The sequence below is a fragment of the Maribacter corallii genome, assembly GCF_047345415.1.
GTDB lineage: Bacteria > Bacteroidota > Bacteroidia > Flavobacteriales > Flavobacteriaceae > Maribacter_C.
The window spans coordinates 90397-104284 of the sequence record NZ_JBLFEP010000003.1 but is presented as its reverse complement, the minus strand read 5'-3'; the positions used below and the strand labels follow the sequence as shown (position 1 = coordinate 104284).

Genomic DNA, 13888 nt, shown 5'->3' with positions numbered 1-13888 from the left:
TTGAAAGCGCCTAAAATGGCCAAATAAGTGGTACAACCAATAAAGTACACAAGAAAAACAAGAATAACAACGGACCGCCTACCCTGACATAGTCCATAAACCGATAACTACCGGCCCCCATTACCATGGCATTTGTCGTAGTGCCGACAGGAGTTAAAAAAGCGGTCGACGCGCTTATCGCCACTGCAATCAGAAATGGTTTGGGTGAAACGCCTAACGATGAGGCGGCCATCAGGGCTATAGGAGCCATCAAAACAGCTGTTGCGGAATTATTGATCGTTTGGCTGAATGCAGCCGTCAATAGAAATATCCCCGCCAAGAGTGCCACCGGGTGAATGGCACCCAAACTCGCCACTAAGGCACTGCTGGTCGACTGGGCGATTCCGGTCTTTTGTAATGCAATACCCATCGGAATCATTGCGGCGATCATAATCACACTGGTCCAGCTGATTCCTTTATAGGCCTTAGTGATGGGTACACAGCCCGATAACATCAATATTCCTGCACAGATCAAGGCCGCCATTGCACCTGGTATCACCTTAAAGACTAGCAGAATGACCATCAAGAGCAACGTACCCAGCGCTATAAATGATTTGGGAGTAAGCACATCGACATTTTTCGATAAGGCTTCGGGACTTCCTGAAATAACCACATGCTCATACGCTTTTTGAAGATTTTCAATCGCCTCCCAAGACCCTCTGATGATAAAGGCATCCCCGGGCCGAACCGTAATATGGGTGTCTTTTAAAGGCGTATTGTTTCGTGAAACACCAACAAGCTGGATTCCTGCCTGTTTTAGGTACATTCCCAAAGGGATGGTCTTCCCGACAAAGGCTGAATTCGGTGTGATGATCATTTGGGAAAGGCCCACCTCTTGGTTGATCAACTCCTCTTTTAAATTGGCACTGGTATATTCAAAGGGAATGACCCCCAGTTTGTATTTGAGCATCATAGCATCCACCTCTTTGGAGTCACCTTTTACCGTGATAATATCATGGTAACGCATCTCTGTATCCGGTGTTGGGAATTCCACAAAGGGCGGAATGCCCTTTAAAGGTCGTGGAAACCGTCTGCGCAGGCGCATGATATTCACCTTATGCTCTTTTTCAAAGTCCCAATCCCCTATTTTAGAGTTGATCAAGGGCGACATTGAACGAATTCGAAACCGGTACAACTTATCGCCAATACTATAGTTTTCTATCCATTGATGTACTTCCGTATCCAAGTTTACGGGACGATCCGAACCCTCGTTGCTGGGCAACAGTCGAAATCCCAAATACTTAAAATAGCCCAAAGTGATGACCAATAAAGGCATTCCGATGAGTGCGAATTCAAAGAAGGAGAATCCCTCTAGACCAGCTTCCAAAAGCGCATTGCTCGCGATAATATTGGGGGGTGTACCGGTCAAGGTCAATAGGCCACCTGTATTAGAGCCGAAGGCAATGGGCATCAAAAGTTTTGAAGGTAAGGTGCCTGCATTCCAAGCGGCCGATACCGTTACCGGAAGTAATGCCGCTACAGTGCCGGTATTACTGACAAAACCCGAGAGAAGGCCAGAGCCCAAAGTAACGATAACCAATAATCTTGACGTACTGTTTTTTGCCCATGAAACAAACTTACGCCCGGCCAGGGCCGTCCATCCGGTTCTTGAAAGCCCTTCGCCAATGATGAACAAGGCGGCAATCATAATTACGGTCGGATTACTAAAACCACTCAAGGTCTCCTGCAAATCAAGGATTCCAAAAAGGAAGAGCGCGATCATCGACAATAAGGCCACCACATCAGGTGGGAACTTACCCCAAATAAAAAAGAAAATAGTAATTCCTAGAATTACCAGAACTGAAACCATAGGTTTACAAAAGTTAGTCGATCGTGAGTACGGGAACTTTAGAGGCAAAGGTAAGCTCTTTAGTCAACAATCCTTCCGAACGCACAGCGCCTTTCGCGTGATTACGCGGTAGTATGGCAATCATATCAATGGTGTGCTGTTCTACATAATCCATGACGCCCTTTACAATATCTGGATTCTCTATAAAGGAATGGTGCGAATAAAAGTCTTCCAAATAGTACTCCAATAAGTTTTCATTACTCTCATCGTTTTCCGAGTACCCATAAATACCTTCCTCGTTTTGAATGGTCAATACGACGACCTTCGCATTGAACCTACGGGTAATCCGCAATAGGGTTTCCAGCACGGTTCGGTCTTGAATTTTATCCTTCCCCAAAATGAGGGCAATCTTTTTTATACCGAATTCAGTTTCCGTATCCGGAATAGCAATGACGGGGCAATCATCAATTTCCAAAGCCAAATCGACAGTATTATTGACATCAGAACTAGCATCACCTGATGTTCCCATGACCACCAAATCAATAGGCTCTTCTTTTTGTATTTCGAGGAGCGCTTCGGTCAGGCTTCCTTTACGTATGACTGATTTGATCGTACCGCGAAATGTATTTTCAACATCGTTCTTAATGACAGTGAAAGCTTTTTCGATCGTAGTTACATTCTCTTCATCAGTGATATGGGCCAAAAGAACAGTGCTATCCTTGTCGAGCCCAACGAACTCCAAGGTATAGTCCAGGGCTTTTTTTGAAATTGATGTAAAATTATAAGGTACCAGTATCGTATTGATTTTTTTCATAGTGCGATAGACTTAAATTCATTTGACGCTGTAAATCTAAGCAAGCTCCACTTTCAAAAACATGACCCCTGTCATGTTTTGGGAAAAGGAACAAAACTTCCTTGTGATGAAGAGGTATTTACGAGGTAAGATCCCTGTAAAAGGTGAGTCCATTCCCGAAGGGATCATAGAACGCAAATTCTTTGGTGCCCCATGCAGTTTCCCTTAATAGTGTATGCGGGTGGAATACATCTTTTTGGGCATACTCCTCATAAAGAGCGTTGATGTTTTGCGTCACGATCCGTAACATCGGCCGATCTAATTTACCTTCCCAAGCCTTGGCATCATGCCATTGCAAATGGATCTCAATGCCGTCGCGCAGAATTCCCGCATAGGTCGGATTCTTCGAGTCATCGGCAAAACCGATTCTAAAGCCCAACCGATTGACATAAAAATCCAATGCGGCTACAACATCCCACACGGGCAGGACGGGATGAATTTGATGGAGATATCCTTTCGTAGTCATATCATAAATTTAAAGTATTCTGATTAACTTGTTCTCACATTACTAACGCCTTTCTTCACAATGAAACGATTAAATAGTATCACCATCTTACTTTTTCTGCTACCAGTTCTTGGATTTACACAAGACCTGAAAGTAATGAGTTACAATATCAAATATGATAATGTCAATGACACGGTGAACAATTGGAATGACCGCAAGATGCCTATGGTAGAGGTGTTAAAAAAACGGCATCCAGAGTTCATAGGGATGCAAGAAGTATTGTACCGGCAACTTGACTATTTGAATAGTGCGCTTGAAGATTATGATTACATTGGGGTCGGCAGGGATGATGGGAAGCAAAAAGGAGAGTTCTCCCCCATCTTCTACGACACCGAAAGATTTAAGTTATTGGAGTCGAATACCTTTTGGCTCTCAAAGACCCCCACGCTCATATCGGTAGGTTGGGATGCCGCCATGGAACGCATCTGCACCTACGGCCTCTTTGAAGACAAGTCCACAGGCAAAAAAATGTATGTGTTCAATACCCATTTCGACCATATCGGAACCAAGGCCAGAAAAAACGCTGCAAAATTGATCCTAAGGCAGATCGCAAAACGCAACAAGCAAAAACTTCCGGTTATTCTTATGGGGGATTTCAATTTAAGACCGACAGAAAAACCCATTCTTTTCATCAAAAAACGAATGGAAGACGGACACGCCATTTCAAAAAATGCCGTTCAAGGTCCGAAAGGGACGTATAATGGGTTCGACCGCAATGCTCCCATCAACCGACGTATCGATTACATCTTTTTGCAGGGGTGGACGGTCAGCCAATATGAACACCTTGACGCACGCCTGAAAAACGGAAAGCACGTTTCCGATCATCTACCGGTTCTAGCAACGATAGCAATACCTTAAGTCATGTATACTCCCGATCACTATAAAAATGAAGACATTGACCAAATCAAGGTATTCTTAAGACAACATAGTTTCGGCATATTGGTGACTACGGCGGACAAAAAACCGTGGGCTACCCATATTCCCTTGGAATTGGATACCGACACCGAGGGTCATGATATCCTTGTAGGACATATCGCCAAAGCGAATCCGCAATGGCAACATTTTAAGGAAAATGAACAGGTACTTTGTATTTTCAACGGACCTCACAGTTACATCTCTTCCTCATGGTATGCAGCGGAAGAAGTTCCTACCTGGAACTACATTGCCGTTCATGTTTACGGAACCCTAACCCTATTGGATGAAAAAGCTGTTTTGGCCTCTCTTCATAAACTGGTGGACAACTATGAGAAAGCTTCGAAAAACCCGATTTCATTGCACGACATATCACCGAAAACCATGCGTCAAATCAAAGGCATTGTTGGTTTTCAAATTAAAGTAACGGACATTCAGGCCACGTACAAACTTTCACAAGGGAGAGAACACGACCACCCTAAAATCATTTCGGAACTCGAAGAAAGGGATGGTGCCGGAAGCAAAGCTATTGCACAGTGCATGCGAAAAGACTAAATTAGAAAACAAACACAGAAACGCCCATGTCGAACAGAAGAGACTTTCTTAAAAAATCGGTCCTCGCCGCAACGGCCATTTCCATAGCCCCGTTACACCGTTGTTCCACCAAACCAAAAAACACCATGCCCAAAATATCACTTGCCCAATGGTCATTGAATCGCGCTTTTTTTGCCAAAACCCTTGACCCCATTGACTTTGCGCACATTGCTAAGGAGTATGATATTTCGGCTATTGAGTACGTGAACCAATTCTATACGGACAATGCCGCTAATGAGTCCTTCTGGAAAGAGATGGCCACTAGGGCCGACGACGCCGGTGTGCAAAGTTTGATTATGATGGTCGATGAGGAGGAGAAACTGGGTGATCTCCGTGATGCGCAGCGACTAAAAGCCGTTGAAGATCATTACAAATGGGTGAATGCTGCAAAAATATTAGGATGTCACTCCATTCGCGTAAATGCGTTCGGGGAAGGTACTAAAGAAGAACTAAAAACATCCTTGACTGACGGACTCGGTCGATTGACCGAATATGCAGCCAAAGAAAAGATTCATGTGATTATCGAAAACCATGGGCTACACACCTCAGATGCCCGCTATATCGTTGACCTTATCAAATCGGTGGACAACCCATTTCTAGGTACCCTACCCGATTTCGGAAATTGGTGTACCACCGCAGAATGGGGAGGCACAAAAACCAGTCAACAATGCGAAGAAAGCTATGACCCTGCCGAAGGCATCGCAGAATTTCTGCCCTTTGCCAAAGGGGTGAGTGCAAAGTCATACGAATTCGATGCTGAAGGCTATGATACGGTCATTGACTACCCCAAGTTGCTACAACTTGTGAAGGAGTCCGATTTTGATGGGCATATCGGAATTGAATTCGAAGGGGAAGCCAATAGTGAGCCGGAAGGAATACGCATGACCAAAGAACTCATTGAAAAGGTTTGGGCAGACTTAAAATAAAAAAGTCGGAGGGCCGTCCTATTTCAAAAAACTTGTTCGTCCTATTCATATAAACTTAAAATTTAAAAATTATGACGGAATTCATGATGATTTTCAGAACAGAAAAAATGGACAATTCAGGACAGACTCCTGAGGAAATGCAAGCAATCATGCAGATATGGCAAGATTGGATCGGTGGAATCGCCGCCCAAGGCAAGTTTGTTAGTACCAATGCCCTTAATTCTAACGGCAAGACCGTAACCAGTGAAGGCGTGGTCACGAACGGACCCTATGCCGAACTAAAGGAAATAGTAGGTGGGTATATCATCGTCAAAGCAGAAAGCCTTGACGATGCCGTTACCCTTTCTGAGGGATGCCCCATATTGGCTATCCCTACCGGAAAGGTAGAAGTCAGGGGTGTTCAAGTTTTTGATAGTTAAAAATGTAAAAACCTAGAGGTGGACTGTACAGGTCCACCTTTTTTAGTATGGAAGATCGTGGTTTGATTCCCGAATTGTTCCGAACGGAATTCAGCAAGATCGTTGCTGTTCTGTGTAAGACCTTTGGGCTTTCGCATATAGAGCTGGCAGAAGACTTGGTGAGCGATACGTTTCTAAAAGCTGCCGAAACTTGGGGTCTCAAAGGGGTGCCCGACAACCCGAAAGCATGGCTCTATACCGTCGCGAAAAACAAGGCAAAGGATACCTTTCGCAGGCAGAAAGTATTTCAAGAAAAAATTCAACCGGAATTAATGCATGCCGGCACAAGCGCGGAAGCCGTTGATATCGACCTCTCGGAACACAATATTAAAGACAGCCAACTACAGATGCTTTTCGCCGTATGCAATCCCCTAGTTTCGGCAGAAGCCCAAATTTCGTTGGCACTTCGCATTCTATGTGGTTTTAGTATTCCCGAAATCGCCACTGCTTTTTTAAGCACTGACCAGACCATTAACAAAAGGCTATATCGAGCCAAGGAAAAGCTACGAAAGAACCAGGTAGAGCTCTCTATGCCCAGCGCCAAGGACTTAGATCAGCGCTTGCAAAACGTACTTCTGGTCTTGTACTTACTGTTCAGCGAGGGCTACTATTCCTCCATTTCAGAAAAGCACATTCGCAAAGACCTATGCATAGAAGCGATGCGGCTTACATATCTGTTGTTGAATTCAGAGTCGACCAACCTTCCTAAAGTAAACGCCCTGATGGCCCTTTTCTGCTTTCACGCCTCTCGTTTTGATGCGCGTACGGACGCCGATGGAGGCCAAATCATTTATGACCAACAAAATGAGGCGGATTGGGACCTTGAACTTATTGAAAAGGGAAATGTATTCTTAAATCGTTCAGGGAAAGGAGATGAGATTTCAAAATATCACCTCGAAGCCATCATTGCCTATTGGCATACGCAAACAGCGCTCGAACCGTTACAGAAGTGGGAACATATCCTACAATCGTATAACCGTTTGCTACAATTGGAATATTCCCCTATGGCGGCTTTGAATCGCACCTATGCCCTCGCCAGGGCCCGCGGCAAAAAGGAAGCCCTTCAAGAAGCGCTAAAAATCGACCTCAAACAAAACCACCTGTACCATTTGCTCTTGGCGGAACTCTATGAGGACCACGATTCTTCAAAATATCAAGAACATTTGGAAATTGCGGCCGCCTTGGCAAAAACGGAAAATGAACGGAACTGGATTCTGGATAAACTGGCTCGAACAACTAAAAAGAACTAAATTGATATTCCACTTAAGACGAAATTATGGCATATGATGAGTTTTTGGCCGATAGGGCGCGGCAGCTGCTCACTGAAAAATCGGTTTCCTTCACGGAAAAGAGGATGATGGGCGGACTCTGTTTTATGGTCGATGATAAAATGTGTTTTGGTATGCACATCGATAAAAACACGAACACATCGCTATTGATGGCACGCATCGGTCAAGACAATTATGAGGAGGCCTTAAAAAAGGAGCACTGTTCTGAAATGAATTTTACGGGCCGGGCCATGAAGGGATATGTATTTGTCTCGGAAGAAGGGATCGATCTAGACGAAGATCTAACGTATTGGATAGAGCGCTGCTTGGAATTCAATCCGATAGCACAAAGTAGCAAGAAGAAGAAGAAGAAGTGATTACAATCATAAAAACCCCTTCCCCGGAAAAGGTAAAATGTGAAATAGAATCGCAAAATGACGGTCGGTTTCTAAACGGAAATACCATCGCTATTCCCCTACCCTAATTCATACCGCCAGTACCAGAGCACGCTAAAAAAGAAATTGTTGTATCTTCTCAAGAATGCAATTCATTCTCCAAATCAGTGGTATCTTTCTTGTCATGAATATGATCATATTTGATTTCAATACCGACACCGCTATTGACGATTGGCGAGTGGTGAATGACGGGGTCATGGGGGGACGCTCCCAAAGTCAGTTTTCAATCAACGAAGCCGGGCACGGATTCTTCCTAGGAACCGTTTCCCTTGCCAATAATGGCGGATTTGCATCAGTCCGTTACCGTTTTCAAACTATTGATGCGACCCCCTATTCTAAAGTCAGCATCCGGTTAAGAGGTGATGGAAACACCTATCAATTTCGGGTGAAGGCAACGACCGAACAACGGTATTCGCATATTGCCAATTTCACTACCTCCGGAGAGTGGCAAACGGTCACCATCGATTTTTCGGATATGTATCCGGCCTTCCGAGGACGATTGTTGGAGTTACCCAACTATTCGGGATCGACCCTCTCTGAAATCGCCTTTCTCATCGGGAACAAGAAAGAAGAATCCTTTGCTTTGGAAATCGATAACATCATGATCTATAACTAAAACAAGATGAAATCAACCCTTGCCTTTGATGTCTACGGCACGCTTATCGATACCTCTGGTGTATTTGAAACGCTACAGGAATATATGGGGAATGAAGCTCCGGCCTTTATGGAAAAGTGGCGTACTACACAACTCGAATATTCGTTTCGACGGGGATTAATGAACGCCTATGTCGACTTTTCGGTGGTCACGCAGGAAGCCTTGGATTATTGTTGTTCGCTATTCAACAAGAACATGGCTACTGCGGAAATTCAACGCTTGATGGACGCCTACAAAGTGCTTCCGGCCTTTGCCGATGTAGCAACCGCCTTAACAGACCTATCCGAGACGGGATACCGAAAATATGCCTTCTCTAACGGGAGCGCAAAAGCGGTGACCACACTACTACAAAACGCTGATATCCGTACGATGTTCGACGGTATCGTCAGTGTAGAACGGACCAAAATGTTCAAACCTAGTCCGGTTGTTTACCGTCATTTCATCGAAAGCACCCAAGCCAAAACAGCGGATACCTTTTTGATTTCAGGCAACCCCTTTGATGTCATCGGCGCACTAAATTATGGCATGAAAGGCATTTGGGTCAAACGTTCGGAAAAGGCCGTTTTTGATCCTTGGGGAGTTCAACCGACCGCGGTGGTACGAGATCTAACCGAACTGAAGTCAATTTTGTGATTCCCCGTGTACTACACTTAGCTTTTTACTACCCGATCTGGGTCATTTCGTAAAGTGAAAAATCTTCTACGGCACCTTCTGTCGCTTTTTTGTATTCGGCGAGGTGGGAAGCGTTCATATGCTGTTGCCAGAGTTCCCTACTTTCCCAATTTTCATAGAACAGGAACAGGTTACTATTGTCGTTGTCCTGATGCAAGTCATAATCGATACATCCGTTCTCGGCGCGTGTCGTCTTTATTATTTTAAGCAATTCGTTTTTTACCAATTCCCGCTTTTCGGGTTTGGCCAGAATCTTCGCTACAATCGTTAATTTTTGATCTGCCATATTTTCATTTAAATTGTTTCTACTATCCTGTCCAAATCCATTCTTGATTTGGGTTTTAGGTGCGGTTGGTTAAAATCATCCTCAGTGCGATGCCCAATAGCAACGGCCACAATAGCGGCATAATCGTTATGATCTAGGATTTCATCGTACTTCTCCGGCTCTATCCCTTCCATCGGAGTGGCGTCAATACCCATATTAGCACAAGCACTGAGCAGCACGCCCAAAGATAAATAGACCTGACGATCAAACCATGATTTGATTCGGGATTCCGGCCAGGGTTTGATGAATTCCTTGTAATAGCCAACGGCACCTTTGGGGAGTTCCCGTTCGATTTGTTCTTCGAATCGAGATATACTGTCGATTCTGCTAAAGACCACTACGGTATCACAGTTCAGAATACGATCGGTGTTCAGCCATGAGACCTTAGAGAGTCGTTCTTTGGTTTCCTTATCCGAAACAAAGGTGAATCGCCATGGTTGACTGTTGATGGAGGAAGGGCTCAAACGTACGACCTCCTTCAATTCCTCTATTTTCTTGGGGGTTATTTTTTTGCTGGCGTCATAGTTCTTGGTGGTATAACGCTGCTGCATTGCTTTTACAAAACTCATATTTTCATTTATACTATAATTTTTATAGTTGCAAAACTAAGTATAGCATTTTATCTTTGCAATAACGGTCAAAAAGTATAGTTGCTTTAGTTTGGCCAAATCAGTGATGGTATGCATGTAGTGAATGGAAAAACCTATCCCTGTTGCACCAGTGTTACCATGGGTATCATAGGCGGCAAATGGAAAACGGTAATTTTATACCATTTAATGGAAGGACCGCTGCGTTATAATGAATTACGGAAGAAAATGAAATCCGTTACGGAACGTGCGCTGAGTCTACAACTGAAGAAATTGGAGGAAGATGGGGTAATCAAAAGAAAAGTGTATACCTCCAAACCTCCCTTAAGGGTGGAGTATTCCTTGTCGGCAATGGGCAAAACCTTAGTACCGCTGTTGCAGGCAATTGCCGAATGGGGCGATACCGTCATCGCCAAGGAGCATCAATACAGTCTTGATTTTTCAGCAAATTAAAAAAGCGATTGGGCAGTTACTCCAAATCGCTTTTTAAATCGGTGCATATGTGGTAACCTCCTTACCCTATCTACCGAACGTCATAACGACTCATTTTCATCGTACTCCCTTCAATCATCATGACATAGTTGCTTACCGTGGTGTCTTCCATGAATTTTTGCATTGAGGCATCCGCAGCTTCGGTCGTTTTCCATCGTACTACGACCACTACTTCATTCGTTTCTTTCGAATAACCACTTTCACGACTTATGAATCCGGGTTGTTTGCTTGTATAGTTGGCTTCAACTTTGGCATCCTCCGACCAAAATAGTTCGGCATCGACCTTCGCCTTGTAGCTGAACGTCGTCACTTCAAGTACATAGGGCTCCCTATCTTCCGATTTTGTTTGATCGGTGAAAATGAGCGTGCTGAGTATAAGGGGTATCAGTAGTTTCATGATTTCTAAAAATTGAATTTCCCATTGCTATTCTTCCATTCGGCTTCGGGCATAATGGTTTCGATCACATCCCAATGCTCCACGATTTTTCCATCCGCCACACGAAACAGGTCATAGTACGCTGTTGGCGTTCCGCCAAGGGTTCCCTCACTGATCGTCAGCACAAAATCCCCTTCGCCCAATACTTTATGGGTCGTCGTATAGACCATTGTGACACCTTGCTTGGCCATCCCTTCCAAGGCTTTCCCTAGACCTGACAGACCATCGGCTACTGCTGGGTTATGCTGTAGATAGGCCTCATCCGCTCCAGCAATAAAATTTCCCACCTTGTCCATTTCACCCTTCATTAGAATGGTGGATACAAAATCACTTACCAACTGTTTATTGGCCTCGGTCTTATCCAAATCCGTTGCCTCGGTTCTTCCATCGGTTTGGGTTCTCCCACTAGGATTGGCCGGTGCTACCGGAATCAGGTTGTCCCAGTGCTCAACGATTTTACCCTCCTCGAATCGAAAGACATCAAAACCGATTTTAGGGCCAAAAAAGTCATAAATGGTATGGGTAAAGACATAATCACCATCTTCAAAGGCACGTACGACATTGGCCTTAAACCCGCCTTCAGGGGCATGTTGCATAACGGCACCGAATCCTTCCAGTCCGTCGGCGACCGCTAAATTATGCTGTATGTACTTCTCCGGATTGATATAACCTATGGCGCTTTGGTCTCCGGTTTCCAAGCTGCTTAAAACCGCTACTGCTTTTTCTTTATTCGATACTTCCATTTGTTCTTCTTTTTGAGGTTCAAGATTCTTTTCTTCTTTCTTTTGTGTTTTACATGCCATGAAGATTAGGGTCATGGCTACGAGTGTGTATTTCATAATGCCGGTGTTTTGTTGGGACAAATGTACCGGAGGAATACGCTGAAAGAAAGGTGAAAGTGATTTTAAAAATGGTAAATATCGAACCTAAAAAACTAAGTGTATGTCTTTTTAAACTTATTTGGGGTTAATCCTGTCTTGTTTTTAAAGTACTTGACAAAGTTGGTGGCTTCCTCAAAACCTAGGGCGTAGGCCAATTCGGTGCTCTTTATCGATGAATTAATCAGTTGCCTTTTGGCCTCAAGTACCACGAACTCATCAATGAATTGCTTTGCCGTACGGTCGATGATGGCTTTACAGATACTATTCAAATGTTTGTAGCTTATATGTAGTTTATCCGCGTAGAAATCCGCATTCCTACTATGGGTATACTCTTTTTCTACGAGGGCCTTGAACTGTAAGAATCGCTGTAGTTTATCCGATTCCTTGATATGAAACGTCTGGAACTTCTTGAGTTGTTCCAATTTTGAAAAAAGTACGGTAAACAGTGCATTGATGGTGTTGGCCTTATTGAAGGTCTCTTTCCCATCATAAAACTCATCGAACAAAAGGGTGATATACTGATGAACATTTGAATTCTGAGGAATCTGCAACCGGGGCGAGAACAGATGTGAATTAAACAGCCGTAACACTTCGGTATCGGGCATTTTATTCAGTTGCCGTCTAAAATAAGCCTCCGTGAAAAGAATCAGATAGCCCGATACGCCTTCCTTGAAACTAAAGGCGTTGATCTGCCCTTTGGTCAAGTAAATAAGGGTATGGGGCGAGACCTCATGCCAAACAAAATCCACCAAATGTTCGGTTTCCCCACTAGTATAGAATACAAGGGCATAAAATTCGATTTGATGTGCCTTTTCTGGATAGTGATCCAGGTCGGTACGTCGCTGCATCAAACTCTGTAAGGTAATAATCTCAATACCCTCTACTTGAAAGTTGCCTGACTGAAACGGTATCTGTGGTAGTTCTTTTTGCATAGGTCTTGCCCCATTCAGACCCAAGGTAACGGATCAAATCTTATTCGTAATAGCTAATGCACATAATGGTATCGTCTACACTCACGGGAGGCGTACCGATCTTGTATAAAATGACACCCGATTTCGGTGCCTTGATTTCGGAAAGTTCAGCGCCGAATTCATCGGTCACCTTACCTACAACCGCACCTTCTTGTACGGTATCGCCCGCTTTGTAATCACTGTAAAAAATGCCCTCGTGAGAGGAACTGATATAGGTTTGTCGGTTCAGTCGTACGGGATTGTCTTTGGCCTCCGTCGCCTTGGCGTACATGCCCATCTTGTGCAACATATTGTACACTCCGTTCTTAACGAGGTCAACTGCTTCTTGCTGAACATTGCCTAATTTACCTGATTCAATGCTTAGCGCTGTTTTACCATCTTGTGTGGCCTGCTTAAAGACGTATTTTGCTGGATCGCTATCTTTAAGGGTATAGGCGTAGGACACGATGTATTCGAAACCACTGACCTCTGAAAGCTCCTTTGCCAACTGGGTCTGCTCCGGTTTTTGTTCATTATTGTAGTAACAGATAAAGGGCAAGAGGTCTTCATTGGCATCACCCCCGTGAATATCTAGAAAGACATCACTTACCGGAATGATTTCCGTTCGTATCATATGCGCGATCTTTTGGGTGACCGAGCCTTTGGCGTCGCCCGGAAAGGCATTGTTCAAATTGACACCATCATTTGAATTCTTGAAGGGGGTACGTGTATAAAAGGAATTTGTACTCGCGACGGGAAGCACCACTATGGTGCCCGTAAGTGCATTGGGATCAATTTCCTGAAGCAAGGCCTGCGTAGCTACGATGGGGGGATACTCAAATCCGTGAACACCCGCTACCACGGTAAATACCGGCCCCTCTTTAAGGCCCTTAATGATGACCACGGGCAAGTGGCTCCGATTGCCTTGATTGTCACCAAATTCCAACCGCAGTCGTTCTACAGCAGGGCGGACGTTTTTTTTGAATGCCTCTTGGAAGGGGCGCTGTGCCCCCATCGACAAGGTCGTCAAAACAGTGATCAGTGCTACAAGTACTCGGTGTAGTGTTGGTGTCTTCATCCCTCAAAAATTA

Annotated in this window: 18 protein-coding genes; 9 read left to right on the top strand and 9 right to left on the bottom strand. The window is 44.3% G+C overall.

The annotated features are described in order from the left end of the window. Positions 1–10: 10 nt before the first annotated feature. The 3 genes from ACKWCA_RS10395 to ACKWCA_RS10385 all read right to left on the bottom strand — a co-directional run bounded on the left by ACKWCA_RS10395 (position 11) and on the right by ACKWCA_RS10385 (position 3147). Entirely contained in the window at positions 11–1849 is a 1839-nt protein-coding gene (locus tag ACKWCA_RS10395) for an SLC13 family permease (protein ID WP_413978130.1), read from the bottom strand. 13 nt (positions 1850–1862) lie between these two features. Next, complete coding sequence (locus ACKWCA_RS10390; RefSeq protein WP_413978129.1) at positions 1863–2642, bottom strand: universal stress protein; 780 nt, start codon at positions 2640–2642, stop codon at positions 1863–1865. A 118-nt stretch (positions 2643–2760) separates the two neighbouring features. Next, positions 2761–3147, bottom strand: coding sequence for a glyoxalase superfamily protein (locus ACKWCA_RS10385; protein ID WP_413978128.1), 387 nt, complete (start codon positions 3145–3147; stop codon positions 2761–2763). A gap of 135 nt (positions 3148–3282) precedes the next feature. On the opposite strand from ACKWCA_RS10385, the gene ACKWCA_RS10380 reads away from it, so the two are divergent. The 8 genes from ACKWCA_RS10380 (at position 3283) to ACKWCA_RS10345 (ending at position 9087) form a co-directional block, all read left to right on the top strand. After that, positions 3283–4044, top strand: coding sequence for an endonuclease/exonuclease/phosphatase family protein (locus ACKWCA_RS10380; RefSeq protein WP_413978127.1), 762 nt, complete (start codon positions 3283–3285; stop codon positions 4042–4044). Positions 4045–4047: 3 nt separating this feature from the next. Continuing rightward, on the top strand, positions 4048–4653 hold the full coding sequence (locus tag ACKWCA_RS10375) for an FMN-binding negative transcriptional regulator (RefSeq protein ID WP_413978126.1): 606 nt from the start codon (positions 4048–4050) through the stop codon (positions 4651–4653). A 26-nt stretch (positions 4654–4679) separates the two neighbouring features. Next, positions 4680–5618: a sugar phosphate isomerase/epimerase family protein gene (locus tag ACKWCA_RS10370; RefSeq protein ID WP_413978125.1), complete on the top strand. Its 939-nt coding sequence runs from the start codon at positions 4680–4682 to the stop codon at positions 5616–5618. Positions 5619–5689: 71 nt separating this feature from the next. Further along, positions 5690–6037, top strand: a complete 348-nt coding sequence (locus ACKWCA_RS10365; RefSeq protein ID WP_413978124.1) for a YciI family protein — start codon at positions 5690–5692, stop codon at positions 6035–6037. Between the two features lie 47 nt (positions 6038–6084). After that, positions 6085–7326 carry an RNA polymerase sigma factor gene (locus tag ACKWCA_RS10360; protein WP_413978123.1) on the top strand — a complete coding sequence of 414 codons (1242 nt, stop codon included), beginning with the start codon at positions 6085–6087 and terminating at the stop codon, positions 7324–7326. A gap of 26 nt (positions 7327–7352) precedes the next feature. Then, on the top strand, positions 7353–7721 hold the full coding sequence (locus ACKWCA_RS10355; protein WP_413978122.1) for a TfoX/Sxy family protein: 369 nt from the start codon (positions 7353–7355) through the stop codon (positions 7719–7721). A gap of 163 nt (positions 7722–7884) precedes the next feature. Beyond that, a complete protein-coding gene (locus tag ACKWCA_RS10350) occupies positions 7885–8415 on the top strand; it encodes a CIA30 family protein (protein ID WP_413978121.1) in 531 nt (176 codons plus the stop codon). A gap of 6 nt (positions 8416–8421) precedes the next feature. Further along, complete coding sequence (locus tag ACKWCA_RS10345) at positions 8422–9087, top strand: haloacid dehalogenase type II (protein WP_413978120.1); 666 nt, start codon at positions 8422–8424, stop codon at positions 9085–9087. Between the two features lie 28 nt (positions 9088–9115). Here ACKWCA_RS10345 and ACKWCA_RS10340 read toward each other — a convergent pair whose 3' ends face one another. Together ACKWCA_RS10340 and ACKWCA_RS10335 are read right to left on the bottom strand one after the other, a co-directional pair. Next, entirely contained in the window at positions 9116–9412 is a 297-nt protein-coding gene (locus ACKWCA_RS10340; protein ID WP_413978119.1) for a putative quinol monooxygenase, read from the bottom strand. A gap of 8 nt (positions 9413–9420) precedes the next feature. Further along, positions 9421–10020, bottom strand: a complete 600-nt coding sequence (locus ACKWCA_RS10335) for a nitroreductase family protein (protein ID WP_413978118.1) — start codon at positions 10018–10020, stop codon at positions 9421–9423. Positions 10021–10131: 111 nt separating this feature from the next. Here ACKWCA_RS10335 and ACKWCA_RS10330 point away from each other — a divergent pair, with 111 nt between their 5' ends. After that, entirely contained in the window at positions 10132–10491 is a 360-nt protein-coding gene (locus ACKWCA_RS10330) for a winged helix-turn-helix transcriptional regulator (protein ID WP_413978117.1), read from the top strand. Between the two features lie 70 nt (positions 10492–10561). Here the strand turns inward: ACKWCA_RS10330 and ACKWCA_RS10325 are convergent, their stop codons facing one another. The 4 genes from ACKWCA_RS10325 to ACKWCA_RS10310 all read right to left on the bottom strand — a co-directional run bounded on the left by ACKWCA_RS10325 (position 10562) and on the right by ACKWCA_RS10310 (position 13875). After that, on the bottom strand, positions 10562–10927 hold the full coding sequence (locus ACKWCA_RS10325) for a hypothetical protein (RefSeq protein ID WP_413978116.1): 366 nt from the start codon (positions 10925–10927) through the stop codon (positions 10562–10564). A gap of 5 nt (positions 10928–10932) precedes the next feature. Next, on the bottom strand, positions 10933–11805 hold the full coding sequence (locus tag ACKWCA_RS10320; RefSeq protein ID WP_413978115.1) for a nuclear transport factor 2 family protein: 873 nt from the start codon (positions 11803–11805) through the stop codon (positions 10933–10935). Between the two features lie 95 nt (positions 11806–11900). Further along, entirely contained in the window at positions 11901–12779 is an 879-nt protein-coding gene (locus ACKWCA_RS10315) for an AraC family transcriptional regulator (protein WP_413978114.1), read from the bottom strand. A gap of 40 nt (positions 12780–12819) precedes the next feature. Next, positions 12820–13875 carry a succinylglutamate desuccinylase/aspartoacylase family protein gene (locus ACKWCA_RS10310; protein ID WP_413978113.1) on the bottom strand — a complete coding sequence of 352 codons (1056 nt, stop codon included), beginning with the start codon at positions 13873–13875 and terminating at the stop codon, positions 12820–12822. Positions 13876–13888 lie beyond the last annotated feature (13 nt).

Bases quoted from the DNA above. Each gene is read 5' to 3' on its own strand.
- ACKWCA_RS10315 (WP_413978114.1), bottom strand. From the start codon at position 12,779: ATGCAAAAAGAACTACCACAGATACCGTTTCAGTCAGGCAACTTTCAA.
- ACKWCA_RS10320 (WP_413978115.1), bottom strand. From the start codon at position 11,805: ATGAAATACACACTCGTAGCCATGACCCTAATCTTCATGGCATGTAAA.
- ACKWCA_RS10335 (WP_413978118.1), bottom strand. From the start codon at position 10,020: ATGAGTTTTGTAAAAGCAATGCAGCAGCGTTATACCACCAAGAACTAT.
- ACKWCA_RS10310 (WP_413978113.1), bottom strand. From the start codon at position 13,875: ATGAAGACACCAACACTACACCGAGTACTTGTAGCACTGATCACTGTT.
- ACKWCA_RS10350 (WP_413978121.1), top strand. From the start codon at position 7,885: ATGCAATTCATTCTCCAAATCAGTGGTATCTTTCTTGTCATGAATATG.
- ACKWCA_RS10355 (WP_413978122.1), top strand. From the start codon at position 7,353: ATGGCATATGATGAGTTTTTGGCCGATAGGGCGCGGCAGCTGCTCACT.
- ACKWCA_RS10390 (WP_413978129.1), bottom strand. From the start codon at position 2,642: ATGAAAAAAATCAATACGATACTGGTACCTTATAATTTTACATCAATT.
- ACKWCA_RS10395 (WP_413978130.1), bottom strand. From the start codon at position 1,849: ATGGTTTCAGTTCTGGTAATTCTAGGAATTACTATTTTCTTTTTTATT.
- ACKWCA_RS10385 (WP_413978128.1), bottom strand. From the start codon at position 3,147: ATGACTACGAAAGGATATCTCCATCAAATTCATCCCGTCCTGCCCGTG.
- ACKWCA_RS10345 (WP_413978120.1), top strand. From the start codon at position 8,422: ATGAAATCAACCCTTGCCTTTGATGTCTACGGCACGCTTATCGATACC.
- ACKWCA_RS10325 (WP_413978116.1), bottom strand. From the start codon at position 10,927: ATGAAACTACTGATACCCCTTATACTCAGCACGCTCATTTTCACCGAT.
- ACKWCA_RS10360 (WP_413978123.1), top strand. From the start codon at position 6,085: ATGGAAGATCGTGGTTTGATTCCCGAATTGTTCCGAACGGAATTCAGC.
- ACKWCA_RS10375 (WP_413978126.1), top strand. From the start codon at position 4,048: ATGTATACTCCCGATCACTATAAAAATGAAGACATTGACCAAATCAAG.
- ACKWCA_RS10330 (WP_413978117.1), top strand. From the start codon at position 10,132: ATGCATGTAGTGAATGGAAAAACCTATCCCTGTTGCACCAGTGTTACC.
- ACKWCA_RS10340 (WP_413978119.1), bottom strand. From the start codon at position 9,412: ATGGCAGATCAAAAATTAACGATTGTAGCGAAGATTCTGGCCAAACCC.
- ACKWCA_RS10380 (WP_413978127.1), top strand. From the start codon at position 3,283: ATGAGTTACAATATCAAATATGATAATGTCAATGACACGGTGAACAAT.
- ACKWCA_RS10370 (WP_413978125.1), top strand. From the start codon at position 4,680: ATGTCGAACAGAAGAGACTTTCTTAAAAAATCGGTCCTCGCCGCAACG.
- ACKWCA_RS10365 (WP_413978124.1), top strand. From the start codon at position 5,690: ATGACGGAATTCATGATGATTTTCAGAACAGAAAAAATGGACAATTCA.